General features: G+C 69.2%; 19 protein-coding genes. 6 read left to right on the top strand and 13 right to left on the bottom strand.

What is annotated here, in order from left to right:
• Positions 1 to 10 precede the first annotated feature (10 nt).
• Entirely contained in the window at positions 11 to 1,249 is a 1,239-nt protein-coding gene (locus AMYNI_RS0122770) for an alpha/beta fold hydrolase (protein WP_026360802.1), read from the bottom strand.
• A 125-nt stretch (positions 1,250 to 1,374) separates the two neighbouring features.
• Here AMYNI_RS0122770 and AMYNI_RS0122775 point away from each other — a divergent pair, with 125 nt between their 5' ends.
• Positions 1,375 to 1,857, top strand: coding sequence for an RrF2 family transcriptional regulator (locus AMYNI_RS0122775; protein WP_020670364.1), 483 nt, complete (start codon positions 1,375 to 1,377; stop codon positions 1,855 to 1,857).
• Positions 1,858 to 1,865: 8 nt separating this feature from the next.
• Here the strand turns inward: AMYNI_RS0122775 and AMYNI_RS45175 are convergent, their stop codons facing one another.
• The 5 genes from AMYNI_RS45175 to AMYNI_RS0122800 form a co-directional block, all read right to left on the bottom strand.
• The gene (locus AMYNI_RS45175) at positions 1,866 to 2,486 is read right to left on the bottom strand and encodes a TetR/AcrR family transcriptional regulator (protein WP_063713775.1); all 621 of its coding nucleotides are present in this window, start codon (positions 2,484 to 2,486) and stop codon (positions 1,866 to 1,868) included.
• Positions 2,487 to 2,684: 198 nt separating this feature from the next.
• Positions 2,685 to 4,685, bottom strand: coding sequence for an AbfB domain-containing protein (locus AMYNI_RS0122785; RefSeq protein WP_084628436.1), 2,001 nt, complete (start codon positions 4,683 to 4,685; stop codon positions 2,685 to 2,687).
• A gap of 134 nt (positions 4,686 to 4,819) precedes the next feature.
• Positions 4,820 to 5,341 (bottom strand): hypothetical protein, encoded by a 522-nt coding sequence (locus AMYNI_RS49190; protein WP_157357454.1) that lies wholly within the window; start codon positions 5,339 to 5,341, stop codon positions 4,820 to 4,822.
• A 23-nt stretch (positions 5,342 to 5,364) separates the two neighbouring features.
• Positions 5,365 to 9,123 carry an ALF repeat-containing protein gene (locus AMYNI_RS0122795; protein ID WP_020670367.1) on the bottom strand — a complete coding sequence of 1,253 codons (3,759 nt, stop codon included), beginning with the start codon at positions 9,121 to 9,123 and terminating at the stop codon, positions 5,365 to 5,367.
• Between the two features lie 125 nt (positions 9,124 to 9,248).
• A complete protein-coding gene (locus tag AMYNI_RS0122800; RefSeq protein ID WP_245573978.1) occupies positions 9,249 to 10,283 on the bottom strand; it encodes a hypothetical protein in 1,035 nt (344 codons plus the stop codon).
• A 379-nt stretch (positions 10,284 to 10,662) separates the two neighbouring features.
• Here AMYNI_RS0122800 and AMYNI_RS50215 point away from each other — a divergent pair, with 379 nt between their 5' ends.
• Together AMYNI_RS50215 and AMYNI_RS0122810 are read left to right on the top strand one after the other, a co-directional pair.
• Positions 10,663 to 11,568, top strand: a complete 906-nt coding sequence (locus tag AMYNI_RS50215; RefSeq protein ID WP_245573979.1) for an RNA polymerase subunit sigma-70 — start codon at positions 10,663 to 10,665, stop codon at positions 11,566 to 11,568.
• Between the two features lie 45 nt (positions 11,569 to 11,613).
• Positions 11,614 to 12,936, top strand: coding sequence for an amidase family protein (locus AMYNI_RS0122810; RefSeq protein WP_020670370.1), 1,323 nt, complete (start codon positions 11,614 to 11,616; stop codon positions 12,934 to 12,936).
• Between the two features lie 76 nt (positions 12,937 to 13,012).
• Here the strand turns inward: AMYNI_RS0122810 and AMYNI_RS45180 are convergent, their stop codons facing one another.
• From AMYNI_RS45180 to AMYNI_RS0122830, 4 genes are all read right to left on the bottom strand, one after another.
• The gene (locus AMYNI_RS45180) at positions 13,013 to 13,999 is read right to left on the bottom strand and encodes a coiled-coil domain-containing protein (RefSeq protein WP_020670371.1); all 987 of its coding nucleotides are present in this window, start codon (positions 13,997 to 13,999) and stop codon (positions 13,013 to 13,015) included.
• A 95-nt stretch (positions 14,000 to 14,094) separates the two neighbouring features.
• Positions 14,095 to 16,089 (bottom strand): SDR family oxidoreductase, encoded by a 1,995-nt coding sequence (locus AMYNI_RS0122820; RefSeq protein WP_020670372.1) that lies wholly within the window; start codon positions 16,087 to 16,089, stop codon positions 14,095 to 14,097.
• 132 nt (positions 16,090 to 16,221) lie between these two features.
• Positions 16,222 to 16,986 (bottom strand): class F sortase, encoded by a 765-nt coding sequence (locus AMYNI_RS0122825; RefSeq protein WP_020670373.1) that lies wholly within the window; start codon positions 16,984 to 16,986, stop codon positions 16,222 to 16,224.
• Positions 16,987 to 16,990: 4 nt separating this feature from the next.
• Positions 16,991 to 18,412: an MSCRAMM family protein gene (locus AMYNI_RS0122830; protein WP_020670374.1), complete on the bottom strand. Its 1,422-nt coding sequence runs from the start codon at positions 18,410 to 18,412 to the stop codon at positions 16,991 to 16,993.
• Positions 18,413 to 18,667: 255 nt separating this feature from the next.
• On the opposite strand from AMYNI_RS0122830, the gene AMYNI_RS0122835 reads away from it, so the two are divergent.
• Positions 18,668 to 19,498, top strand: a complete 831-nt coding sequence (locus tag AMYNI_RS0122835; protein ID WP_020670375.1) for a Bax inhibitor-1/YccA family protein — start codon at positions 18,668 to 18,670, stop codon at positions 19,496 to 19,498.
• Between the two features lie 174 nt (positions 19,499 to 19,672).
• The gene (locus AMYNI_RS0122840) at positions 19,673 to 20,947 is read left to right on the top strand and encodes a YeeE/YedE family protein (protein WP_020670376.1); all 1,275 of its coding nucleotides are present in this window, start codon (positions 19,673 to 19,675) and stop codon (positions 20,945 to 20,947) included.
• Positions 20,948 to 20,957: 10 nt separating this feature from the next.
• On the opposite strand, the gene AMYNI_RS0122845 is transcribed toward AMYNI_RS0122840, so the two are convergent.
• The 3 genes from AMYNI_RS0122845 to AMYNI_RS0122855 form a co-directional block, all read right to left on the bottom strand.
• Complete coding sequence (locus AMYNI_RS0122845) at positions 20,958 to 21,182, bottom strand: helix-turn-helix domain-containing protein (RefSeq protein ID WP_020670377.1); 225 nt, start codon at positions 21,180 to 21,182, stop codon at positions 20,958 to 20,960.
• Complete coding sequence (locus AMYNI_RS0122850; protein ID WP_020670378.1) at positions 21,182 to 21,787, bottom strand: DUF2975 domain-containing protein; 606 nt, start codon at positions 21,785 to 21,787, stop codon at positions 21,182 to 21,184. Before AMYNI_RS0122850 ends, AMYNI_RS0122845 begins: the two co-directional genes overlap by 1 nt.
• Before the next feature lie 81 nt (positions 21,788 to 21,868).
• On the bottom strand, positions 21,869 to 23,089 hold the full coding sequence (locus tag AMYNI_RS0122855; RefSeq protein ID WP_020670379.1) for an acetyl-CoA C-acetyltransferase: 1,221 nt from the start codon (positions 23,087 to 23,089) through the stop codon (positions 21,869 to 21,871).
• A 187-nt stretch (positions 23,090 to 23,276) separates the two neighbouring features.
• Here AMYNI_RS0122855 and AMYNI_RS0122860 point away from each other — a divergent pair, with 187 nt between their 5' ends.
• Positions 23,277 to 24,647, top strand: a complete 1,371-nt coding sequence (locus tag AMYNI_RS0122860; protein WP_020670380.1) for a cystathionine beta-synthase — start codon at positions 23,277 to 23,279, stop codon at positions 24,645 to 24,647.
• Positions 24,648 to 24,658 lie beyond the last annotated feature (11 nt).

Here is a 24,658-nt window from a genome sequence, read left to right on the forward strand (position 1 = left end):
ACGCCGGGAGCTAGGCGCGGTCGCGGGCCAGTGCGATCAGCCGGTCCAGGATGCGGCCGCCGTCCATCCGCAGGCCGTCGTGCTGGTACTCGTTGGTGACCCAGGTGCGCATGGACGGGATCAACCGCGCCGTCTCCTCGGAGAAGACGCGGTCGACGTAGGCGTCCTCGGTGTAGATCGCGGCGGCGCAGGGCACCGAGCAGTCCCGCAGCCGGGCGGGGTCGTAGAGCCGCGGCCACTCGTGCTCGGCGAGCAGTTCGGCGGCGGGGCCCAGCGGTGCCAGCTCCGGGTAGTCGGTGAACATCCAGGGGTACACGTGCTCCCCGGTGAACAGGGTGGCGTCCCCGGCGAACTCGGCGGGCAGCGTCCGCTCCGCGGACCAGCGGGTCGCACCGCCGTCGGCGTAGCTGGATTCGTGGACCACGGCGTACAACGGGTTGCGGCCGGAGAACGGCAGCGCTGCGGCGACGTCGTGGGCGAACGCCGGTGCGGACCAGTCGCGCTCCAGCAGGTAGTGCAGCCGCTCGGCGCCGTCGCTCATGCCGAGCACGTTGCCGAGCTGCCGGAACCGCCTGCCGCTGAGCTGCTCCCCGCCGGGCAGCCGCACCGTCCCGGCGGCCAGCCGTTCGTGCAGGTCCAGCACCCGCGCGTGATCGCCGGGATAGCGGCGGTAGTACCTGTGGTTGCGCTCCAGCATGGTCGCGTAGGTGGCCTGGTAGACCTCGTCGGGATGGCGGCCGACCGGGGGCAACCCGCCGGTGAAGAACGCTTCGCGAAGTCCTTGTGGCGCCGCGGAAAGGTAGTGCAGCGCGCAGAAACCGCCGAAGGACTGGCCGAGCACGCTCCATGGATCCGCGCCGAGCTCGGCCCGGATCCATTCGGCGTCCCGCACGATGGCGTCGGCCCGGAAGAAGGTCAGGTACCTCGCCTGCTCCGCCGGAGACATCCCGGGCAGCGCGCCGACCGGGGTCGATCGTCCGGTGCCGCGCTGGTCGAGCAGCAGCACCCGGTAGTCGCGCAGCGCCCGGTCGAGCCAGGGCGGGCTTGCCGACACCCGGGACGGCCGGGGCGACTCGTGCCCGGGGCCGCCCTGCAGGAACACCAGGAACGGCCGGTCGAGCCCGTCCGGGTCGGCGACCTCCCTGGCGAACACGGTGATGCGCTCGCCTTCGGGATGGGCGTGGTCCAGCGGGACCAGGAACTCGTGTTCGGTCAGTACCAGTCCGGGAACGCGCACGGTGAGAGCCATGGCACCGATCTTGCTCACTCGACGTCCTGCTCGCACGGGCCAGAGGGCCGTGGGTAGCTGCGGGTACCGTCAAAAATTCAAGGATCTTCCCCCCATCGGGCGATCTTGGGTGCGAGGATGGGCTGGTGAGGGTTTCGGTCAAGGCTGATTACGCGATTCGCGTGATGGCGCAGCTGGCGGCCGGACCGAGCGACGGCCCGGTGACGGCGGCCTCGCTGGCCAAGGATCAGGACCTCCCGCTGAAGTTCCTGCACAGCGTTCTGCGCGAGCTCAAGGGCGCCCGGCTGGTGCGCAGCACCAGGGGGCCGGAGGGCGGCTTCGAGCTGTGGCGCCCTGCCGGCGAGATTTCCGTGGCCGACGTGCTCCGCGCGATCGACGGGCCGCTGGTCAACGTGCACGACATCGGGCTTTCCGAGCTTTCCTACTCCGGTGCGGCGGAGTCACTGCTCGACGTCTGGATGGCGACCAGGAGCAGCCTGCGCAACGTGCTGGAAGCGGTGACCATGGCCGACTTGGCGGCCGGTGACCTGCCCGGCAGCGTGCTCGGGCTCGCCGAGCAGTACCGCTCCGACGAGCGTCAGCGGCGGCTGCGCCGCGAACCCGGCTGACCGGCTCCTCACCGGGGCCCGGTGTAGCCGATGGCGGTGAGCACGTGGTCCACGACGGACACCCCGTAGCCGGGCGGGAACTTCCGATGGGTGATCAGCCGCCGGTAGAACGCGGGCGCCGCCAGCAGGTCGATGGCCAGTTCCAGGTCGGTTCCGTCGGGCAGCTCGCCGCGGTCCCTGGCCCTGGTGAGCACGATGCGCAGCGGCTCCCGGCGGGTCTCGGAGAACTCGGCGTGCAGCCTGGTGAGGGTGGCCTCGCGCTCGGCGGCGTCGATGAAGGCGGCGAGCAGGCCGGCGAAGGACGGCCGGGCGAGCAGCCCTTCGATCGCCGTCGACAGTTCGATGAGGTCGGCGCGCAGCTCTCCGGTGTCCGGCGGTGCGGCCGGCTGCGGCACCAGGCCGACCGCCGCGACCAGCAGGTCCGCCCTGGATGACCAGTGCCGGTAGATGGTGGCCTTGCTGGCACGGGCACGGTCGGCGACCGCCTCCATGGTGAACCCGGAGAAGCCGTGGTCGACCAGTACGCCGAGGGCCGCCCGCAGCACCCGTTCACGGGCGCGGGCTCCCCGCGGGACCGGGGTGCGTGCCGTTTCCCCCGACTCCGGCTCAGGGGTTGTCGAGTCGCTCATCGAAACGGTACCGTACCGATAGAGGCCAGGATCGGCTAGTGCGCCCCCGCCGGCCAGGGGGTGCGGCCACGCGAACGAGCCCGGCCGGTAGACCGTCCACAGTGGTTCGACCGGTCTGCCCGGCTCGGCGGGTCCAGGTGTTTCCCTGGCCCTGGGGGTGGAGTGCTGGGCGGTCCTGGGGGCCGCCCAGCACTCGTCTCAATTGCGGTAGTCGGTGACCTTTCCGGTGATGGAGTTGTACTCGATCCGCCCGCCTTGGAAGAGCTGCCGCCTGCCGATGGGGATGGCGGCCTCATCGCTGATCGGATACCCCAGATACGACTTCTCGGCGCCAAGCGAGATCCATTTGGCCTTGATGCCGCCGTAGACCGCGTGTGCTCCGCTGGCGGCGCTCCAGTAGATGGAGCCGCCATGGGCGAAGTTGTTGTACCGGCCGTTGCGGTCCGCGGTGGCGAACTGGTCGGTGATCGGCGGGCCGAAAGCGGGCGAACGGTGACCGCCGTAAGCCAGATAGACGGCCAGGATGCTGTCTTGGACCACATGGGTGTCGTAGGCGGGCCCCCAGTAGATGCGGCCGCGTTCGAACTCGCGATAACGAATGTCGCCATCGGCGACCTCGCCGGCGGTGGGGCTGCCAAGCTGCGTTTTGAGGGTGTCTTCGTTGTTCCAGCGCAGCATCACCGCGGACGCCGCGTTGGGGTTCGGCCAATCGACGTGCCAGGAGGCGTCCTGGAGAAAGGTCGTGGGGTTGTCGAACGGGTGTGCGCTGCTGCTGTCGGCGGCCCACAGTTTCCCGTCGAAGTGGCGCAGCACGCGGGCCCGGTTGCTGAATAACTCGAAGGTGCTGCCGAAGCCGACCAGCCCGCCGCGTGCGCACCAGGTGGCGTCCCTGGCGAAGGCCTGGCTGTCGTCGTTGGCCGCCACCTTCACCTGGAAGTTCTGGTGGCGCAGGTAGAACCCCGGGCGGGTGGCCGACTCGAGCGAATAGCAGCCCGGATCCGCGAGGCCGGTGGCGATGGTCCAGGTCAGCTGGCCGTCCGCGCCGGGCTTACCGCCCACCGGGTCGCGCGCGGTGACCACCCCAAGGCCTTGGACGTCGTCGATGTAGGAACTACGGACGGCTCCGCTGTGCGACTTCAGCGACTGCGTCATCGCGAGCGCGGCACCGATCCGCAGGAAGTAGTCGACGTCCTTGTCGGTGCCGGCGAGCGCGCGCACGGCAGCGGCGGCCAGCGCCGGATGCACGGTGCTGTTCTCGGCCTTGGCCTGGATCACGGTCGCCCGGCGCCGGTTCTCCGCCGCGAACTTCTGATAGGCGATGTCGGCGTCGCGTTTCTTGGCCTCGTAGATCCCGACGTCGATGAAGCGCTTCCAGACGGCCGGATCCGGGCTGCGCAATGCATCGATCGCGGCCGCGTTCACCTCGGTGTCGGGCTGGGACCGGTTCCAGATCTCGCGGATGAAGTTGTCGTCGGACAAGATGAGCATGTTCTCGGTCGCGATGATGCCCAGCAACGCCGCGGCGTTGTGCTTCGCGTCGCGCGCCGCCAGCCTCGCTTTTTCTGCCTCGGTGGCATCCTCCAAGGCGTCTCTCGCGGCTTGTTTGTCACGTTCGAGTGCCTGGCGGAGCCCGGTGGCGAGAAACTCTTTCTGCACGTCCTCGGAGCCGTCGAACGCGGCCAGCGCCGCGGCTTCGACCTGGGGGATCTTGGGTGTGGTTGCCACGGCACGTTGCCACAGCTTGTAGATGAAGTCCCGGTAGTTCAGGACGAGCATGTTCTCGTCCACCGTGAGCTCCAGCAGAGCCGCTGCGCCCTGCTTGAGCTCACGGGCCATCCTGGCAACCGGCGCATCCCGGACGAGCTGGGCGACGTCGCGATCGTGGGCTTCCTTCATCCCGGTCTTGATGTACTGGGTGCACTCGAAGTCCGAGCCCGCGAACGCCAGTTCCGCCGCGGCCCGCAACTCCTTCGCATCCTGCGGTGCGCGTCGCCACATGGCGATCACGAAGTCCTTGTCGCCCAGCACGAGCAACTCAGGTCCTGCTGTGATCCCCAGAATCGCCGCCGCCGCGCCCTTCTCGAACGCCGTCGCCCCCGGCGCCGTAGGTGCGGCCTGCTGCGTGGCCGTGCTATCTGCGGCGGCCGGTGCCGCGGCGGCCGCTGCTATGGGCAGCGGGGCGAGCAACGAGGCCAGCACTGTGGCCGCGGTCGTGACGACCGCGCCCCTCGACAGCTTAAAATGAAGCGTATTTGCCCTATTCAAATGTCTTCGCGTTTTCCGCAATATATCCCTGCTTTCGGTCAATATTAAAAATACTTGATGAGTATTCGTCAAGTGGAGTGGTGTTGCCTTGTCCATCCGTCGCGCCATTCGCAAAATGGCGACAAGTTGGAAACATTAGGCTGGACCAGGTCAAGCGATACTGCGAAGTCGACTGCCAGGGTCTCAAAGATGAGCTCAACCTCCGCGTAGGACGCTTGCTCCACGGGTGGTTCTGGGATCCATGAAGTCCTCGAGTGGCATTCGATGACCACCATGTCTCCGTGTGGCAGAAACTTCAAAGTACACTCGACGCCTGGTGGGTACAGATCCAACTCCCCGGCTTCCCTTGCGTGCAGGAAGTTGAGCAGGTCGGGCAGCTGCTCAATTATTGCTGACATGTCGTATCCAATATCCAGATGCCAGTCGCCTTTACCGAAGCCGCCAAATTTGAATTCGCCATCGGTCTCTGCAAGTAGGCTGCAGGCGTAAATTGCCAAGGTTTCGTAGTCGCTGAAATCCTCGGTCGAATATGGCTCCTTGTCAGTGCGGAACTTCTTTGTTGGACGTTTCAGTGTGCAGCTGAATGTCATTTCCTCGGGCTTCCTGTCGTCCGCTAGGAGATGACTACAGGATACGCAGTCTTGTACAGGCCATTTCGGGCCGGCACCAGTGTTGCGTGTGTGGCAGGGATGATCGAGCCATCTGGCCTTATCGCCTGCCCAAGGCCCGGCGGGATCTCAATTGTCTTGACGCTGAACCCTGGCTTGTAGGAGTTCTTTAGGAGCTCCACGGCAGCGTTGTTGTCAAGCCATTGCCCTTGGCTATTTCCGGTGACTCGGGCGCGATCGAGCAATCTGCCGGTATTCTTCAAGCCGGCTCCGTGATCATTGAAAGTGTGACCAAAAGTTGGCTTGCTTAGGTGATTCCAATTTATGCATGAGTTTTTCGCGAGTGCCCGGGTGTTGCTGGCGTAGCCGGCCGGTATCTTTTCGCCGGATTCTGTCCGGGCTACTGTGGCTAAATTGGTTCCACTCGGCTGGTAGCACGGGTTATTTTTGGCTTTTGCTACTACACTTCTCGACGACTCGAGAATTTTTTTGCCGAGCTTGGAGCTTTCGAGAAATTTGCCGATCCCGGCGACAGCTCGAAATATGGCTTTTCCAACTTCGGGAAGCTTGCCAAGGATAGCTAGAAACTTGCCAATATTGACAACGGTCCATATGCAGCCTTCGATATTTGCCTCGCCAAAGCAGCGCTTGGCGTCATCAATTCCCAAAAGCCCAACGAGAACGTCGGCGCCGATTTCGAGCAGGAACTGAATTATGGTTTTGTTGGCTGCGGAGTAGGCGTCATGGTACTGCTGAACAGCCTCGTCATCGCCTTCGTAGAAGAGTAGTTCGAGTTCATCGGGGGTCAATTCGATCCCGCCGCCGTCTTCGAGCTGTTCGGCGACTTGCCTGCGGCGTTCGGCTTCGTCTCGCCGGGCTTGTTCCTCGGCCCGGTCCGCGGCCTGTTGTGCCTGGACCGCGCTGTCACGGGCATTGCGGGCTGCTTCGGCGGCCCGGTCGGCGTTTTCCTGAGCCCGGTCGGCGGCGGCTTGGGCGGCGGCCGCGTCGGCTTCGGCGCGGGTGGCCGCGTTCCGTGCTGCTGCTGCGTCGGCTTCGGCGCGGCCGGCTGCGGAACGGGCTGCGGCGGCATCCTGCTCGGCCGCGGCTGCGGAACGGCCGGCGATCACGGCGTCGCTGTTGGCCGCGTTCGCCGCCCGGCGGGCAGCCTGCGCATCGGCGCGGGCCTGTGCGTCGGCCTGGTTGGCCCTGGCTCCAGCGGCGCGCGCGGCCGCTCCGTCGACGGCCGCCGCGGCCGCGGACTGCTGGGCTTCCGCGGCCGACCTGGCCGCCGCGGCCGAAGACGCCGCCGCGGCTGAGGCCGCGTTGAAGGCCGGTTTGACCTGGTCAGCAGCGTTGGCCGCGGCATCGGCGGCCTGTTGTGCGGCTACGCCGGCTTCGTTCGCACGGTCCTGAGCGGCCTTGGCCTGTTCGGCGCCGACCTTCTTGGCCTCCTCGGCGACGAAAGCCACGAAGTCGGCGTCCAAATCGCTACCGGTGAACGGCGCGACCACCTTGATCGCGGCGTTCGCCGGGTCGGTGATCGCCTGCGACGACGCACGTGCGGCCAGGGATGCCCGCACCGCGACCCCCGCCTGGGTAGCCGCGGACACCGCTTCGTTCGACGCCGCTTCGGCTTCGGCTTTCGTCCGCTCGGCGGCCCACAACGACTGAGTTGCTTCGCTAGCCGCCTGTTCGGCCAGTTGCACCGCGGAGCGGGCGTGTTCAGCGGCCTGTGTTTCGGCCGCGGTGGCTTCGGCCGCCTTCACGTTCGTCTTTACCGCAAACGCATGCGCGCTGGCGGCATGCGCTTCGGACTGGGTTGCCGCGGCGTCCGCCGCGACCGCGGCGGCGTGGGCCTTGTCCGCTTCCGCACGAGCCCGCGCGGCCGCTCTGGTCGACTCGGTCGCCGCCGCCCTGGACTGTGCCGCGGCACCCGTCGCCACGTTGGCCGCCGACCGCGCGCGGATCGCCGCTTCGGTGGCGGTGTTCGCCTCGGCGCGGGCCTGGGTCGCCGCGGCCTGAGCTGCATCTGCCGCGGAGGTGCCTCGCGCTTGGGCAGCCGCGGCCTCCAGCATTTGTGCCTTGGCTTCGGCCACCTGCTTGGTGCGCTCGGCCGCTATCGCACCGTCCCGCGAAGCCGCGGCGTTGCGTTCTTCGTTCTGTGCCGCGTTCGCGGCCTGTGCCGAGACACCTTCTTCGGCCAGCGCCCGTTGCAGGGCACTGTGCGCGATCCCGGCCTGCAGTTCGGCGTTGCCACGGGCGGACCTGGCTATTGCGCCTTGCCGTTCGGCTTCTGCCCTGGACGCGGCCGCGTTCGCCCGTTCGCGTTCGGCCGCCGCACGGGCGGCGGCTGCCTTCTGCTGTTCGGCCTCGGCAACCAGCCTCGACTCATGTGCTCGTCTTGCCGCTGCCCATGCCTGCTGTTCGGCTGCTTCGGCCTCGACCCTGGCCTGCCTGGCGCGTGCGGCGGCATCCTGCGCGGCGACGGCCTGCACCCTCGCGGCTTCCGCGATCGTGGCCGCGGACCGGGCGTGCTCCTCCGCGTGTGCCCGCCACTTCCGGGCCTGCTCCGCGTGTGCTTCAGCCTTCTGCTGCGCGTCTTGGGCGAGATCTGTTGCCTCGGTGGCGTCGATGGCGTGCTGCGCGGTCTGCGACGCGCTCACTGCCGCGGCTGCCGCCGCCGCCATGCCGTGGGCCATCTGTGCCCACTGCGCGCCATAGGTCAGCCCGGTCTCGACCAGGATGTTGGCCTGCACGGTGGCGGTGGCCGACGCCTGCTGCGCATCGGTCGCGGCCTGCCCCGCGTAGCCGAGTTGCCTGGCCACTTCGGCCTTCACCTGACGGAATGCGTCAGGCTGATGCTGACCGCTCGACTCGTCCTCGGCGAGGATCTTCGCGGCCCGGCGGGCTTCGTTCGCCGCCGATACCATCGCATTCGAAGCCCGCTGCAAGGCTTGAATGCCGTTCCCGTGCGCGATCAGCAGATTCTTTCGCGCAACCGCCGCCCGAGCGGCCTTCTTCGCCAGCTCGGTCAACTGCTCGGCGGCCTTGTTCCGTTCTTCGAGGTCTTTGAGATAGGCCTCCCGCGCGTCCGCGTCCCGCTTCGCCGCGGCCTGATAACCAGTTCTCAAGAACTCGGCGATCGCCGAATCGCCGGTTTCCAGAGCCGTTCGTGCGCCCTTCCTTACCTCTGCTCCCGCGACATCGGCCAGCATCGTCACTCGCGCCCGGTTCTGTTCCAGCCGCTGCTGTTCGAACTGGCGCGTTTGCTCGTCCCGCTGCCGCGCCACGTCCTTCCCGTAGGCCAGGAAATCCGCCCGGTCACCGGGTTCACCGGCGAGCACCCTGGTGACCTCGGCGTTGAAGATCGGGCCACCGGTACCCGCCATCGGCTCGATCGCGACCCGGTTGAGCCGGTCCGCCTCCTGCTTCCGCGCGGCCGCTCTGGCCCGCGCCTCGTGCACCCCCACACTGATGAACGCCATGATGGCCGCGTCGTCGCCGCGCAGGGCCTCCGCCGCCGCTTCCCGAACTTCGGGCTCCGGGTCCAGTTCGACGAAATCGGCAACCCAGGCGCGCAGCCTGGGGTCGCCGGTGATGTCGGGCATTCCGGTGATTCCGTCCCACTCCTGGTACCCGGAGTCGGGAATCGGTCTCGGGTCGGTCTCCGGATCGGTCGCCGCCGCAACGGCGGTCCGCGGTGCCGCAGCCGCCGGTGCCGCGGCCACCGGCTCGACGCCACCGGCGAAGACCGCCAGCACCATCGAGCTCACCAACGCTCTTCGAGCCCATCTCATGCGCGTCACAAAGTCACGTCCCCTCAACAAAAGATCACCTGCGCGCCGGAAACCGGCGCGACTGAAAAGAAAGAGCAGTGGAAACCGCCGGCTCAGCGCGGTGCGCCCATGCGGCGCTCACCCTCCTGTGCTTCCGTCAGCAACGAAGCCCAGAACTCGGCTTGCTCAATGGCCCGCTGCCGTTCGGCGGTCCATTCGGACTGGCAGGCCGTGGCCGGATCGGCGACGGCCTGCCAGTTCGGTCCAGCCGCGGCCAGCGCGTGTTCCGCGATGGCCTGCCAGCGCGCCGCCTGTGCGGTGGCGAGTTGCTGCGCTTCGGACCAGGCTGTACGCGGCGGCGTGGTCTGATCGCCTACTGCCCGCCATGCCCGTGCGGCAGCGGCCTTGGCCTGTTCGGCCGCCTCTTCCGCGGCATCACGGGCCGCTTGTTCGGCCGCCTTCGCCTCGGTGATCAGCCGCTGGATCGCCAGGCGCCAGTCGATCTCCCGGTCGGTGACCTGGCGGCGGTGTGCCTCCAGGTCCAAGCGTGCGCCGGTCGCCCACCCGTATGCGAAGAATTCGACCAAGTCCGCGTCCGTTGATCCGGCGCGGACCGCCCACGCCGCGGACACGCGAACCTGCGGCCCCGGATCATCGGTCTTCAGCGCGCGTACATAAGCCCGATCTGCTTCCACCAGAGCGCGTGCTTGTTCACCGCTGTGTTCCCTGGCCAGGCGGTCACCTTGCTCCGCTGCTGCGAATCCGGTGGTCACGAACTGGCGCCGGTCATCGGGAGAACCGTTGACCACCCGTTGCGCCGCGGTATGCACTGCTGGCGCGTACTCCGCCGTGTAGGTCATCAGGACCCGTCGTATGAAGTCCAGATCCATTTGTGCCGTCTGCGCGGCCAGTTGCCTGGCATAGGCGAACTCCGAGTCCAGGAAACGAGCGACGGCGGCTTCCTGGGCCGGGCTGTTCAACGCCGACCACGCAACCGCGCGCACGATCGACTGCGGATCAGTGGTCGCTATGTAGAGCACGAAATCTCGATCCGCCGTCGCGCGGTCTGGCACCGCGACCGCCGGCGTGGTGAAACCGGAAAGCAAGGCCAACATGACCAGGGCAGCAAAGAACACACGCTTGCGCACGATCGGAATCCCCTCCGAAGCGGGAGGCCCAGCGCCCCGTCAAGCGGCTACCAAGTATCTCCCGGACAAGGTGGGTATATCCCCACGTGCCCGCGTTGTTACCGGAAACGGAGTTTTTCTCGCGCTGTCTTTTGTTGATCTTTCTGGTTAGCAGATCGAGTATTCTTCGGGCACCTCCGTTTGGCGGTAAGGACTCTTGGCGGTTGTTTCAGTCGGGTCGTGGGGGAGCGCCGATGAAAGAACTTTGACTGTTTCTGCACTTGGACGGTCACGCGGGGCACCTGTCCGATGGGGCGGGATTCAGCAACGCGAGGGGCCGTGATGTCGCGTGAGGGCAGCCGAGGATTTCGATCGCTTCTTTTCCAGTGGTTTCGCCGGGTTGGTCGGGTTTCTGCGTGAGCGGGGGTTCGAGCTGGCGGTGGCGGAGAACGCCGCGGCCGAAGCGATGACCTGCGCGTATGACAAGTGGGACGATCTGCTGCACCCGGCGGCCTGGGTGCGCACGGTGGCGTTCAGGGCGGCCACCGGGCAACTGCTCGAAGAGCTCTACAGCGGCGAAACCCGGGCCGAGGCGGTCGCCCCCGATCTACAGGGCACGCTGGTGCGGGTCAAGCGGCGGGCGGCCGCGCGGCAGCAGCGGGAGATCGCGAAGCGGGTGGTGGTCGCAGCGACCACCGGCACCCTGCTCGCCTGGCCGCGCCGGCCGGTGGACTGGCGGGGTGCGGGCGGGTGGACGTCGCCGCGGCTGCAGCGGCAGCGGGAGCCGATGGACTCCGACGACCGGCTCGACGTGCTGCTGCGCGCCGCGCGGGCGGAGTCGCCGCAGGCCGTCGAGCTGCTGCTGGCCAGGATCCGGCCGCTGGTGCTGCGCTACTGCCGGGCGCGGATCGGCAGGCGGGAGCACACCTTCGAACGCGCCGACCAGGTGGCCGGTGAGTCGCTGCGCGCCGTGCTGGACGAACTGCCCGCCTACTGGCGCCGTGGCAGGCCCTTCCTGGCCTTCGTCTACGGGATCACCAGATACCGGGTGTCCTGCGCCGTGCCGCGGCAGAACTACCTGGAGCCGGCGGGCTCGGACGACGACCCGGAGCTGAACCGGCGGATGACCCGGCTGCTCGGCATGCTGGACGCCGACGAACGGGAGATCGTGGTGCTGCGCGCGGTGGTCGGGCTGACCGCGGAGGAGACGGCCGCGGCCGTCGAACGGTCCGCGGACTTCGTTCGGATCACCCAGTACGAGGCGCTGTCCAGGCTGGGGCAGGCGGTGACCTCGGAGGAGGTGTGAGCCAGTTCCTCGCGTCTCCGGCGGGCCCGGCATAGGGTTTTCGCCATGGTGGCGACGGCGGTGGAACTCGCGAAGGCGGTCCGTGCGGGCGAGCTGGATCCGGTCCAGGTGACCAAGGAGGCGCTGCACCGGATAGCTGCGGCCGACGGCGTGGTCGGCGCGTTCCGCCGCGTCCGCGCGGAGGAAGCGCTGGCCGAGGCGGCCGCGCTGGCGGACCGCGCGGACCTCGCGGAGCTGCCGCTGGCCGGGGTGCCGGTGGCGGTGAAGGACGTCGCGGAGGTCGCCGGCGAGTTCGCGCAGTGGGGTTCGGCGGCCTACCCGGACACGCCCGCGAGCGAGGACGACGACATCGTGCGGCGGTTGCGCGCGGCCGGTGCGGTGATCGTCGGCCTGGCCAGGGTGCCCGAGCTGTGCGTCTGGCCGATGAGCGACGCACCGGACGGTGTCGCGCGCAATCCGTGGGACCCGGCCTACACCGCCGGAGGTTCCTCCGGTGGCAGCGCGGCCGCGGTCGCCGCCGGGCTGGTACCGGTCGCGCACGGCACGGACGGCCTCGGTTCGATCCGGCTGCCGTCGGCGATGTGCGGGCTGGTCGGCATCAAGCCCGGTGCCGGCGTGGTGCGGGAGTCCGGTGAGCCGGGCTGGTACGGGCTGTCCTCGCACGGCTCGCTGGCCACCACGGTGGCCGACGCCGCGCTGCTGCTCGGGGTGCTGGCCGAACGGCCCGACCTGCTCGAAGTGACCAACCCCGGCTCGCTGCGGGTCGCGGTCTCCACCACACCGCCGGTGCCGGTGCCGGTCCCCAAGCCGATGATCGACGCCGTGCGCCGGACCGGCGCGCTGCTCGGCGAGGCGGGCCACCGGGTCGCGTCCGCGACACCTCGCTACAGCCCGGAAGCCGCCGCCGGCCTGATCGCCCGCTGGTTCGCCGGCCCTGCCGTCCAGGCCGACCGGCTCGACCACGGCCTGCTGCAGCGCAGGACAAGGGCGCACGTCCGGTTCGGGAACGTGCTGCGCTCGACGAGGCTGGTCCGCGACGGCACCCGGCGGCGCTGGCAGGCGCGGGCGGAGGAATTCTTCACCGAGCACGACGTGCTGGTGACGCCGATGCTGGCCACGCTGCCGCCGAAGGCCCGCCGCTGGCACGAGCGGTCATGGCCGTCGAACGTGGTGCCGTCGATCAGGGTCGCCGGTTTCGCCGGGCTGTGGAACCTGGCCGGCTATCCCGCGATGTCGGTGCCGGCCGGGCGGCACCCCAGCGGGCTGCCGCTCGCCGTGCAGCTGGTCGCGGCCCGCGGCGGTGAGGCGAAGCTGCTCGGCCTCGCCGCCGAACTCGAAGCACTCGCCCCCTGGCCGCGCAACCCCTGACCCGAACGAGCCCAATGTGACGTTTGGCCAATAGAACGAGCCGAACGTCACGTTGGGCCAGGGCAGGCGCGAACGGTCAGGAGTTGGCGGCGGGCTGGGGCGACTTGGGCTTGGCGCCGTTGGACGGGGGCTTCATCGCGGGTGCGGTCTCCGCTTCGCCGACCGGGGCCGTGCTGACCACGCCCTCCTCCTTCAGCGGGACCAGCGCGGGTTCGCTGCGGCTGAGCGCTTCGTCCGCGGCCTTCAGCCTGGCGCCGACCTGCTCGCGGATCTTGGTCAGCATGTCCACCTTCTCGGTGGCCTCGGTGGTCCGCCGCTCGGCGTCCGCGGTGGCCTCGTCCACTCGCCGCTTCGCCTCCGCGGTCGCTTCGTCCACCCGGCGCTTGGCCTCCGCGGTGGCCTCCGCGAGCCGCCGCTCGGCCTGGTTCTTGCTGGCCGTCTGCTGATCGGCGACGTGCTTCTCGAGCGCGGTGCGCTGCGAGGTCATCGTCGCGTCGAACTCCCGCTCGATGTTCCGCCGCTTGCGCTCGGCCTCGGCGTCCAACTGCTCACGCCGCTGCACCGCGTCCACGGTCAGCTGGGTGACCTCGGCCTTGGTCACGTCCAGCGCGTTCTGGTGCTCGGTGTGCAGCGCCTCGGCGTGTGTTTCCAGCTGCGACAACAGCTTCTGGTAGCGCTCGCGCAGTTTGTTCGACACGTCGATGCTCTGCGCCCAGTGCTTCTCGGCGGCGGTCTGCGCCCCGGTGATGATCTCTTCGGCGCGCGCGTTCGCCAGCTCGGCGGTCCGCTGCATGCGCTCGTCGAGGTCCTCCAGCCGTTCCGGCGGCTGCCGCAGCTCCTCGACCCTGGTGCGCAGCCGGTTGATCTCGCCCCTCGCGTTCTCCAGCTCCCGGGACAGGGTGCTCGCCTGCGCCATGGCGGCGTCGCGGTCCGCGACGATCCGGCGAAGGTGCGCCTCCACGTGGTCCAGGTACTGGCGGACCTGGTTACGGTCGAAGCCGTGCCACGCCTGGTCGTACTCCCGGCGCAGCGGGATGAGGCCGTTGTCTCGGTCGGGAACCATGCCACGACGGTACCTGCGTACGGCGTGTCAACGACGTTAGGTCACACCGAAAGGTCACTGAATTCTGTGACCTTCGCACCAGTGACGGTCCGTAGTCACCAGTGGAAGCCGCGGGTGAGCCTGGCCAGCGCAGTGGCCGCTTTGGACAGATGCCGGTCGCCGCGGCCGATCTTCAGCCCGCCGGAGCCGCCGGCCGCCGCCGAGTCGGGGAAGATCCGGAAACCCTGGTAGGCCACCGCGTCGGTGAACCCCGGGGTCAGCGCGTAGGCGAGCCCGATGGCCTGCCCGATCGGGGTGCCGATGTGCTTGGGCCGCTCCTTGAGCGCCTTGAGCACCATGTCCGCGGCCTGGTCCGGCGACTTGGTGGGGAACGCGTCGTAGATCTTGGTCGGCCGGATCATCGGGGTGCGGACCAGTGGCATGTGGATGGTGGTGAAGGTGATCCCGTCGCCGTGCGTCTCGGTGGCCGCGATCTTGCTGAAGTAGTCCAGCGCGGCCTTGGAGGCGGCGTAGGCGGAGAAGCGCGGCGCGATGCCCTGCACCCCGATCGACGACACGTTCACGATATGGCCGAACTTCCGCTCCGACATGTGCGGCAGCAGGGCGAGGATCAGCCGTACCGCGCCGAAGTAGTTGATCGCCATCGCCCGCTCGTAGTCGTGGAAGCGGTCGTAGGACAGCCGGATCGAGCGGCGGATCGACCGGCCGGCGTTGTTCACCAGCATGTCCACGTGGCCGTGCTCGGCGAGCATCGCGTCCACCGCCTTGTGCACCGACTCCTCGTCGGTCAGGTCGGCCGGGTAGACCGACGCGTGCCCGCCGGCGGCCAGTATCTCGTCGCGCACCTCTTCCAGCTCGTGCCGGCGGCGGGCGATGAGCAGCGGGATGCCGCCTTCGACCGCGACTTTCAGCGCGGCCGCCCTGCCGATGCCGGAGGACGCGCCGGTGATCACCACCCGGCGGCCGTCCAACTCGCCGCGCGGGCCGTGCTTGCGGGCGCGGAACGGGTCGAGGTGCTCGCGCCAGTACCGCCAGAGCACCGGCGCGTAGTCCGCCAGCCGCGGTAGGTCCACTCCGGACCCGGCCAGCTCCTTGCGGGTGGCGGCGGAGGAGAACACCGACGGGAAGGACATCGTGTCCAGCAGGACCGGTGGGATGCCGAGCCGTTCCAGCACCGCGTCCCTGGCGATGGTGAACCCGGGGATGTGCTCGGTCAGCCGGACCAGCCCGATCATCGCCCTGGACACCCGCTCGTCCAGCTCGACGTTGATCGTCGGCGCGCCGGCCGCACTGGCGAACGCGTTGTACACCGAGACCACGGACTGCGGCTCCGGGCTGACCAGGTGGAAGGCGCGCCCGTCCAGGCCGGGCTTGGCGACCAGTTCGAGCAGCGTCTTCGCCACGTAGTCCACCGGCACCACGTTGGTGTCGCCGAGGTCGGGCCCGGCGGCCGGCAAGTTCGGCAGCGAGGCGAGCCGGCTGATCGCGGGGAACAGGTAGTACGGCCCGTCGATCTTGTCCATCTCGCCGGTCTGCGAATGCCCCACCACCACGGCCGGCCGGTACACCCGCCACGGCACCTCGTGCTGCTCGCGCACCAGCCGTTCCGCCTCGAACTTGGTGCGGTGGTACGCGGTGGGCAGCCGCTGGCCGGTGTCGAACATCTCCTCGGTGAACATGCCCTCGTGGTCGCCGGCCACGGCCACCGAAGACACGTGGTGCAGGCAGCCCGCGCGCAGGTCCGCGGCCAGGCCGAGGACGTGCTGGGTGCCCTCCACGTTGGCCTTGATGCTCTCCTCGTCGTCCGCGGTGAGGTCGTAGAGCGCGGCAAGGTGGACCAGGTGGTCGACGCCTCCGCGCAGCCGGTCGCGGACGTCCTCGGCGACCCCGAGCAGCTCCTCGCCGAGGTCGCCGGTCACCAGCGTCACCCGATCCGCGTGCGGCCAGCCCCGGACCAGCTCGGCGAGCTTCTCCCTGGAGGACTCCCGGACCAGCAGCGCGACCCGTTCGGTGTCCTCGCGGCCCAGCAGCAGCTGGGTGAAGTGGCGGCCGATCAGCCCGGTCGCGCCGGTCACCAGGTAGCTGCCCATGTTCGCCCTCCAGATGTGCACGCAGGTAGCTGCGCATTCTGCTGCATTACCGGGCGCCAGGCCACCGCGTCTTCCCAGCTCAGCGGTCGTGAGTGAAAAGTGTTGCCCCAGCAACGTTTTTCACTCACGAGGTCAGGCGGGGTCGGCGATCACCACGCGGTTCTCGGCGTAGCCTCCTGCGCCGCCCTGCCAGCGGCCGCCGCAGGTGACCAGCACGATCCGGTGCGCACCGCCCTGGGCGAACAGCGCGTCCGCCCGCTGCGGCAGCTCGTCCTTGTGCAGCGTGACCAGCTGGGTGACCCGGTAGCCGTACGACTTCCCGGTGCTGTCCACCACGGTGACCTGTTCGTTCATCTGCACGTTCCACAGTTCGGCGAACGGGCCGATCCGGCCGTTCCAGTTCACGTGCCCGGCGAACACGCTGGCCCCGGCCCGCGCGCCGAGCCCGGCGCCCCACCAGGTCGCCTCGCCGAGGTTCTCCGGCACTGGCAGCACGGCGTTCGGGCCGACGATCTCCTTGCGCACCAAGGTCGCGGTGCCGCCTTCCGGCAGCCGGATGGTGCCGGGCCGCTGACCGCGGACCGGCTCCTCCGGCTTGGCCGATGGCGCCGGCACGGCCGCCGGGGACGGTGGCGGCTGCTCGGGCGGCGGTGCCTGTGGCTGTGGTGATTCAGGTGCCTCAGGTGCCTCAGGGGCCGCCGGTTTCTCGGCCACCTGCGGCGGCGCGGCGGCCGCGATCACGTGCGGACTGCCGGCCACCACCGAGGTGGGTGACCACAGCAGCACGCCAGCGGCCAGCACCTCCACCACCAGCAGGCTGGTCGCGCCCAGCAGGAAGGACGCGACCCGCCCGCGGCGGGAAGGTCCGCCCTGGTGCCGTGTGCGCTCTGCGGTCATCCGGTCAGCGCTTCTCCCACCGACGCCGCGCGGCCATGCCGACCAGTGCCGAGCCGAGCACGGCGAGCCCGCCGAGGCCGAGCACCGCGCCGGTGGCCGGGCCGGTGGTGGTGGCGCTGCTGGCCAGCACGACCGGTCCGCTGCTGCCGGCCGGGATGACCCTGGGCACCTCGTTCGGCGCGTTCTTGATCTCCAGCGCGAGCGTTTCACCGGGTGCCACCGACCCGCAGGCGGCGGGCGGGTTCGCCGGGTCGAAGCCGTCGCCGTAGCCGTCCGGCGCGCTCACCTCGACCACGCAGATCTCCTGCGGGGTCTTCAGGTTCGGCACCTCGGCCCTGCCATCTTCACCCGAGGTGGTGACCACGGCCGGCTTGCCGTCCGCACCGGTCAGCGGCTTGCCGTCCTGTCCGGTGGCGGCGGTTTCCTTGTCCTTCGCGGTGACCCGCAGCGCGACCCCGGCGATTCCCTTGCCGGTCTTGCCGTCCAGCTTGGTGACCCGCACGCCGCCCGGTTTGGTCTGCGCGCTGGTGCTGCCCTCGGCGACCAGCTCCTGCTCACCGCCGGTGGACACCACCCGCTGCGCCTTGGTGTCCACGGTCGGCAGCTGGACGTACGGCTTGGCCGCGGGGCCGTCGAGGGTGGCGGTCAGCTTCGGGTTCTCGCCGCTCGGGGTCACCTTCACGGTGGCCTTGCCGTCCTCACCGGTCTCGACCTCGGTGGTGTCCTTGCCGTCCTCGAAGGTGCCGTCGGCCAGCTTCAGTTTCACCGGGACCTCGGGCACGCCCTTCTCCTTGGCGTTGTGCACGGTGACCGTCCACTCGGCCGCGGTGCCGATGGTCTGCCCGCCCTCGGCCGGGCTGACCTCCGCGGTCCACGGCCCGCGGTTGGCTTCGGCGTCCTTCTCCAGGGTTTCGACGGCGGTCTTCGCGGCGGCCGGCAGCTTTTCCAGGTGGAACGACGTGTCGTAGGCGATGTGCTCGAAGTCGTTGTCCCGGTTCAGGTCGTCGTGGCCCGGCCTGGCCGGCGACGTCCACGAGTGCAGCAGGTGCGCCAGCGCCGCGGCCTCGTCCTTGTTCGCCGTGTCGCCGTAGCGCAGCAGCAGGTAGGAGATGTTCGCCGCGGTCTCCGGAGCCAGCTTCTCGCCCCACTTGGTCAGCAGCTCGTCACCCGGCTGGTACTTCTCGTCGGTGTCCGGCGCCTTGAACTCGAACTGCACGCAGAAGACCTGCTTGCCGTCGACCTCGTAGCTGCCGAGCCAGTCGGCGGACCGGTCCTCGCCGCCGTAGGGCTGGCCAGGGGTGACCGAGTGTCCGGTCTTCTCCTTGTAGTCCGCGGCCGCGGTGCCGGCGGTGGCCGCCATGGTGAAGGCACCGAGCAGGCATGCGGTCAGGAGGCCGAGTGCGGCCCGGCCGGTTCTGCGTCCCATCGTGCGCCGACTCCCTACCGAGTAGTGACGATATGAACACGCCAGGTGAGAATCACCCGGAAGGTGGTTAAGGGGCAATAGGCCAACGGATTGACGTCCGGTGAACGGTCGGGCCTGGTTGATCAGGCGCGGGTCCGCAGGTGTCTACTAAGGTCGCGGCCGACAAGCGAGTAAAGTCGCCTTTACCCGACGGGAACTGACCGGCGCACGCGGTCGTTAACCCGATGCAGGTGCCAGAGGATCCAGGAGGATCAGGTGCGTTCTTCAAGCAACCCCGCGTTCCGCAAGTTGCCTGTCGGCAACGCGGGATACGGCCAGTACGGCCCCAACGTAGGCTTCAACCAGCCGCAGGGCGGTGTGCCGGGTTACGGCACCCCGCAGGCGCCCTCGGGAGCCGATGACCGTCCGATGACGGTCGACGACGTGGTCATCAAGACCGGCATGAGCCTCGGCGTGGCGTTGATCACCGGCATCGTCACCGCGATCTGGTCGCAGGGCCAGGTGGCCGCGGGCAACATGGGCGCCGTCATGGGTGCGATGCTCGTCGGCATGCTGGTGGGCCTCGGGCTCTCCTTGTTCATCATCTTCAAGCAGAAGGCCAGCGGCCCGCTGACGCTGGCCTACTCGGCGGTCGAGGGCGTGTTCCTCGGCGCCATCACCGGCGTGTTCCAGTACTACTTCGGCACCGGGATCGCGCTGCAGGCGCTGGTCGGTACCGCGGCCGTGTTCGGCACCATGCTGGTCGTCTACAAGACCGGTGCGGTGAAGGTCACGCCGAAGCTGACCAAGTGGATCATCGGCGCGCTCGGCGGCGTGCTGGTCTTGATGCTGGCGAACCTCGTGCTCGGCATGTTCGGCGTGGACATGGGCCTCCGCAGCGGCGGCCCGATCGCGATCATCTTCAGCCTCGTGGTGATCGGCATCGCGGCGTTCAGCTTCCTGCTGGACTTCGACCAGGCGGACCGGATGATCCGCGAGGGCATGCCGGCCAAGTGGGCCTGGTTCGCCGCCTTCGGCCTGATGACCACGCTGGTCTGGCTGTACCTCGAGATCCTGCGGCTGCTGTCGTACCTGCAGAGCGACTAGCGGTCCGGACTTTTCCAAGCGGGGACGCCCAGCCGGGCGTCCCCGCTTTTTTTCACCCGTACGTGGCTCCGGACGCCCGCGTTGGGCCGAATGTCGCACACTGTGGGACGGCCTGCCACGATCCGCCCGCCGCTCCTAGCCTGAGTCGTCCCACTCCGATGATGTGCAGGAGTCATGGTGTCTGCGACGACCGAAGATCGTGCCGGTGGCGGCAAACTGCTGAGCTTCCCCACTTCCTGCGCCGCGCCGCCGCCGCGGCCGGAAGAGCCGGTGAAGGTGGTTCCGCTGGCGGTGGCCGGCCTGCTCGCGATCGGGCTGAGCTGGTACGTGTGGAGCACCTACGGCGCGAAGTTCGGCGCGCTGCTGGTGATCGGGCTGTTCCTCGGACTGGCGTTGTTCCACTCCCGCTTCGGGTTCACCTCCGCCTGGCGCCAGCTGATCGCGGTGGGCAACGGCCAGGGCCTGCGGGCGCACGCGTTGCTGCTTGGCACCGCGGCCACCCTGATCGCGCTGATCGCGTCCACCGGTGCCGGGCTTTTCGGCGCCACGCCCAAGGTCACCGCCGGCCCGATCGGCATCGCGCTGTTCGCCGGTGCCGCGCTGTTCGCGATCGGCATGCAGCTCGGCGGCGCCTGCGCGTCCGGCACCCTGTTCGCGGTCGGTGCCGGCCAGTCGACGATCGTGCTGACCCTGGGCGGTTTCATCGCCGGCTCGGTGCTCTACACCTGGGCGTTCCCGATCTTCACCGGCTGGCCGCAGGTCTCCGGGTTCCTGCTCTCCGAGCACGTCGGCTGGTTCGGCTCCTGGGCGATCACCATCGCGGTGCTGCTCGGCATCGTGGCACTGACCAAGGTCATCCAGTCCCGCCGCACACCACCGCCGGTGGACGTGGTGCCGACCGCGCGCGGGTTCGCCAGGGTGTTCCGCGGGTCGTGGCCGGTGCTCGCCGGAGCGGTCGTGCTCGCCGTGTTCGCGGCGGCGGTCTTCCTCGTCTCCGGCGGAACCTGGGGCGTCACCTACGCTTTCGGCTTGTGGGGGGCCAAGTTCCTCCAGCTGCTCGGACTGCACCCGGAGACATGGGAATTCTGGCAGAGCAGCACCAACGCCAAAACCCTCGCCGGTCCTGTTTGGACGGAGAAGACCACGCTGACCAACGTCGGCATCATGCTCGGCGCGGCGATCGCGGCCGCCGCGGCGGGTGCGTGGAAAATCCGCGCCGAGATCCCGTGGCGCACCGCGGTGGCCGCGGTGCTCGGCGGGGTGCTGATGGGGGTCGGCGCGCGGCTGGCCGGCGGTTGCAACATCGGCGCGTACCTGGCCGGTATCTCCACCGGCAGCCTGCACGGCTGGCTGTGGGGCGCGTTCGCGCTCGGCGGCACCTGGATCGGCCTGAAGCTGCGCCCGCTTTTCGGCCTCGCCAACCCCAAACCCGCCGACTCCGTCTGCTGACGTCCGTCCCTTAATGAGGGCGGTGCTGGAGCAGGTCGCCGGGTTGGCATTGCAGGACCTGGCAGAGGCGGGTGAGGGTGGAGAAGCGGATCGCCTTGGCGCGGCCGTTCTTCAGCACGGACAGGTTGACCACGGTTACCCCGACCGCGTCGGCGAGCTCGGTGAGCGTCATCCCGCGCTCGGCCAGCAACCGGTCCAGCCGCACTTCGATCCGGTGCGGTTCCTCGGGTGGCACTAAACCGTACCTTCCAGGTCTTCGTGCATGCGCACGCCGATCCGCAGGATCCTGGCGAAGGTCAGCGCGGCTGCCCCGGCGAACACGGTCCACCACGGGAACTGCCCGCCCCACCGCGAACTCCAGCCGGTGGTCGTGGTGAACATGCCGTTGACCATCGTGGTCTCGGCGACGGCGAGCACGGCCGCGACGGCAGCCGCGCCGAGGGGCAGGTACCAGCCGAGCGCGCGCAGCCTGCCGGGAACCGCGGCCGAGTAAGGACCGTCCTCGGCCGCGGTACGGAGGAAGCGCAGCAGGAGCAGCAGCGCGCCGGCGAGCCAGACCAGCCAGAGCCACTGGTCCGCGGCCTCGGCGAGCCACATGCCGGTGCCGGGCGAGTCGGTGCACGCCTCGAACGTGGCACCCTTGACCTGCACGCCGTCCCGGGCGAACGGCGTGCCGACGCCGCTGGTGAACGGGCCCTGCGTGCAGACGGTGCGCAGCCCGCCGGCGAACACGCCGCCCGGCCCGAACAGCACCAGCAGCACCCCGAGCAGCACCAGGGTGTACACCGCCCACGAGGTCACCCTCGCGATCCCGGCGAGCGGCTCCAGCGTTCGCTTCATCGGAAAACACCACCCAAGCGCATATCGACTATCGATGTATCGAAAAACGATAGCATCGATAGTCGATATGCGCGAGAACGGTCAGCTCAGCCGCTCGAGCACCATCGCCATGCCCTGGCCGCCACCGACGCACATGGTCTCCAGGCCCCACTGCTTGTCGTGGTGCTGCAAGGAGTTGATCAGCGTGGAGGTGATCCTGGCGCCGGTCTGGCCGAACGGGTGGCCGACCGCGATCGCGCCGCCGTTCACGTTCAGCCGCTCGATGTCGATGCCGAGGTCCCGGTAAGACGGGATGACCTGGGCCGCGAACGCCTCGTTGATCTCCACCAGGTCGATGTCGCCGACCTGCTTGCCGGCCAGCGCCAGCGCCCGCTTGGACGCCTCCACCGGGCCGTAGCCCATGATCTCCGGCGACAGCCCGGAAACCCCGGTGGACACCACTCGCGCCAGCGGCGTGATGCCCAGCTCCTTCGCCTTGGTGTCGGACATGATCACCAGCGCCGCGGCGCCGTCGTTGAGCGGGCAGCAGTTGCCCGCGGTGATCCGCCCGTCCGGCCGGAACACCGGCTTCAGTCCGGAGACGCCCTCCAGCGTCACGCCGGCGCGCGGGCCGTCGTCCTTGGCCACCACGGTGCCGTCCGGCAGCGTGACCGGGGTGATGTCCTTGGCCCAGAACCCGTCCGCGATCGCCTTTTCGGCCAGGTTCTGCGAGCGCACGCCGAACTCGTCCATCTCCTCGCGGGAGATGTTCTTCAGCCGCGCCAGGTTCTCCGCGGTCTGGCCCATCGCGATGTAGACGTCCGGCAGCTTGCCGTTCTCGCGCGGGTCGGTCCAGGAGTCCGCGCCCTGCTCGGCGGTCGTGGCGGTGCGCGCCTCGGCCTCGGCGAACAGCGGGTTGTGCGTGTCCGGCCAGGAGTCCGAGCTGCCCTTGCCGAACCGCGAGACCGCCTCGACCCCGGCCGAGACGAACACGTCGCCCTCGCCCGCCTTGATCGCGTGCAGCGCCATCCGGGTGGTCTGCAGGCTGGACGAGCAGTACCGGGTGATCGTGCAGCCGGGCAGGTGGTCGTAGCCGAGCTCGACGGCCACCGCCCGGCCCATGTTGAACCCGGACTCGCCGCCGGGCAGCCCGCAGCCGAGCATCAGGTCGTCGATGTCTTCGGGGTTGAGCTGCGGCACCTTGTCCAGCGCGGCACGGACCATCTGCACCGCGAGGTCGTCGGGCCGCGCGCTGACCAGCGACCCCTTGTTCGCGCGGCCGATCGGCGAACGCGCGGTGGACACGATCACGGCTTCTGGCATGGACGGACACTCCTTTGTATCGAAGCTGTATCGGCGCTGCTCAGCGGGCACCGAGCCGGCTATGTGCTAAGCGGTTGCTCACCTATAGTGCCGTCTGTCACGTACAAGGCAAGCCGAACGCGACCGGAAACACCTCCTGTTCCTCCTTGGCCGGATGGCGCGCGGTGTCCGGAGTTAGGCTGAGCCGGTGGAATATGTCGAGCATGTAGTTGACCTGGTGGGCAACACCCCGTTGGTCAAGCTGAACTCGTTGGCCGAGGGGCTCCAGCCGCTGGTGCTGGCGAAGGTCGAGTACGTCAACCCCGGCGGCAGCGTCAAGGACCGCATCGCGCTTCGCATGGTCGAAGCCGCCGAGCGGTCGGGCGAACTGCGCCCCGGCGGCACGATCGTCGAGCCGACCTCCGGCAACACCGGCGTCGGGCTGGCCATGGTCGCCCAGCGCAAGGGCTACAAGTGCGTCTTCGTCTGCCCGGACAAGGTCAGCGAGGACAAGCGGAACGTGCTCAAGGCCTATGGCGCGCGGGTGGTGGTCTGCCCGACCGCGGTGCCGCCGGAGCACCCGGACTCGTACTACAACGTGTCCGACCGGCTGGTCCGCGAGATCGACGGCGCGTGGAAGCCGAACCAGTACGCGAACCCGGAGAACCCGGCCAGCCACTACCACACCACCGGCCCCGAGATCTGGCGGCAGACCGACGGCCGGATCACCCACTTCGTCGCGGGCGTCGGCACCGGCGGCACCATCTCCGGCACCGGCCGATACCTCAAGGAGGTCTCCGACGGCCGCGTCCAGATCGTCGGCGCGGACCCCGAAGGCTCGGTGTACTCCGGCGGCAGCGGTCGCCCATACCTGGTCGAGGGGGTCGGCGAGGACTTCTGGCCGGAGACCTACGACCGCGGTGTCGCCGACGAGATCATCCCGATCTCCGACGCGCACTCCTTCGACATCACCCGGCGGCTCGCGCTGGAGGAGGGGCTGCTGGTCGGCGGTTCCTGCGGGATGGCGGTGGCCGCGGCGCTGCGGCTGGCCGAACGCGGCGGCCCTGAGGACGTGATCGTGGTGCTGCTGCCGGACGGCGGGCGCGGCTACCTGACCAAGGTGTTCAACGACCAGTGGATGTCCTCCTACGGGTTCCTGCCGCCGGACTCCTCCGGCGCCACCGTGGGCGACGTGCTGCACCTCAAGGCCGCTGGCCTGCCGGAGCTGGTGCACACCCACCCGAACGAGACGGTGGCCGAGGCGGTGGCGATCCTGAGCGAGTTCGGAGTCAGCCAGATGCCGGTGGTCAGCGCCGAGCCGCCGGTGATGGCGGCCGAGGTGGTCGGCGCGGTGAACGAACGCGACCTGCTGGAAGCCCTGTTCACCGGCAAGGCGGGCCTCGCCGACCGGCTGGACCGGCACATGTCGCCGCCGCTGCCCACCATCGGTGCCGGTGAGCAGGTCGGATCCGCGATGAAGGCGCTCTCCGGCGCGGACGGCGCGCTGGTGCTGGTGGACGGCAAACCGGCCGGTGTGGTCACCAGGCACGACCTGCTTGGCTTCCTGGCGGGCCGCTGACCTGCGGTTCG

The organism is Amycolatopsis nigrescens CSC17Ta-90, from assembly GCF_000384315.1.
Taxonomy (GTDB): domain Bacteria; phylum Actinomycetota; class Actinomycetes; order Mycobacteriales; family Pseudonocardiaceae; genus Amycolatopsis; species Amycolatopsis nigrescens.

Excerpts from the sequence above, each read along its gene's own strand:
- AMYNI_RS0122770 (WP_026360802.1), bottom strand. The coding sequence starts at position 1,249 with ATGGCTCTCACCGTGCGCGTTCCCGGACTGGTACTGACCGAACACGAG.
- AMYNI_RS45175 (WP_063713775.1), bottom strand. The coding sequence starts at position 2,486 with ATGAGCGACTCGACAACCCCTGAGCCGGAGTCGGGGGAAACGGCACGC.
- AMYNI_RS49190 (WP_157357454.1), bottom strand. The coding sequence starts at position 5,341 with ATGACATTCAGCTGCACACTGAAACGTCCAACAAAGAAGTTCCGCACT.
- AMYNI_RS0122795 (WP_020670367.1), bottom strand. The coding sequence starts at position 9,123 with ATGGTGCTGGCGGTCTTCGCCGGTGGCGTCGAGCCGGTGGCCGCGGCA.
- AMYNI_RS0122810 (WP_020670370.1), top strand. The coding sequence starts at position 11,614 with ATGGTGGCGACGGCGGTGGAACTCGCGAAGGCGGTCCGTGCGGGCGAG.
- AMYNI_RS45180 (WP_020670371.1), bottom strand. The coding sequence starts at position 13,999 with ATGGTTCCCGACCGAGACAACGGCCTCATCCCGCTGCGCCGGGAGTAC.
- AMYNI_RS0122820 (WP_020670372.1), bottom strand. The coding sequence starts at position 16,089 with ATGGGCAGCTACCTGGTGACCGGCGCGACCGGGCTGATCGGCCGCCAC.
- AMYNI_RS0122825 (WP_020670373.1), bottom strand. The coding sequence starts at position 16,986 with ATGACCGCAGAGCGCACACGGCACCAGGGCGGACCTTCCCGCCGCGGG.
- AMYNI_RS0122830 (WP_020670374.1), bottom strand. The coding sequence starts at position 18,412 with ATGGGACGCAGAACCGGCCGGGCCGCACTCGGCCTCCTGACCGCATGC.
- AMYNI_RS0122840 (WP_020670376.1), top strand. The coding sequence starts at position 19,673 with ATGGTGTCTGCGACGACCGAAGATCGTGCCGGTGGCGGCAAACTGCTG.
- AMYNI_RS0122850 (WP_020670378.1), bottom strand. The coding sequence starts at position 21,787 with ATGAAGCGAACGCTGGAGCCGCTCGCCGGGATCGCGAGGGTGACCTCG.
- AMYNI_RS0122855 (WP_020670379.1), bottom strand. The coding sequence starts at position 23,089 with ATGCCAGAAGCCGTGATCGTGTCCACCGCGCGTTCGCCGATCGGCCGC.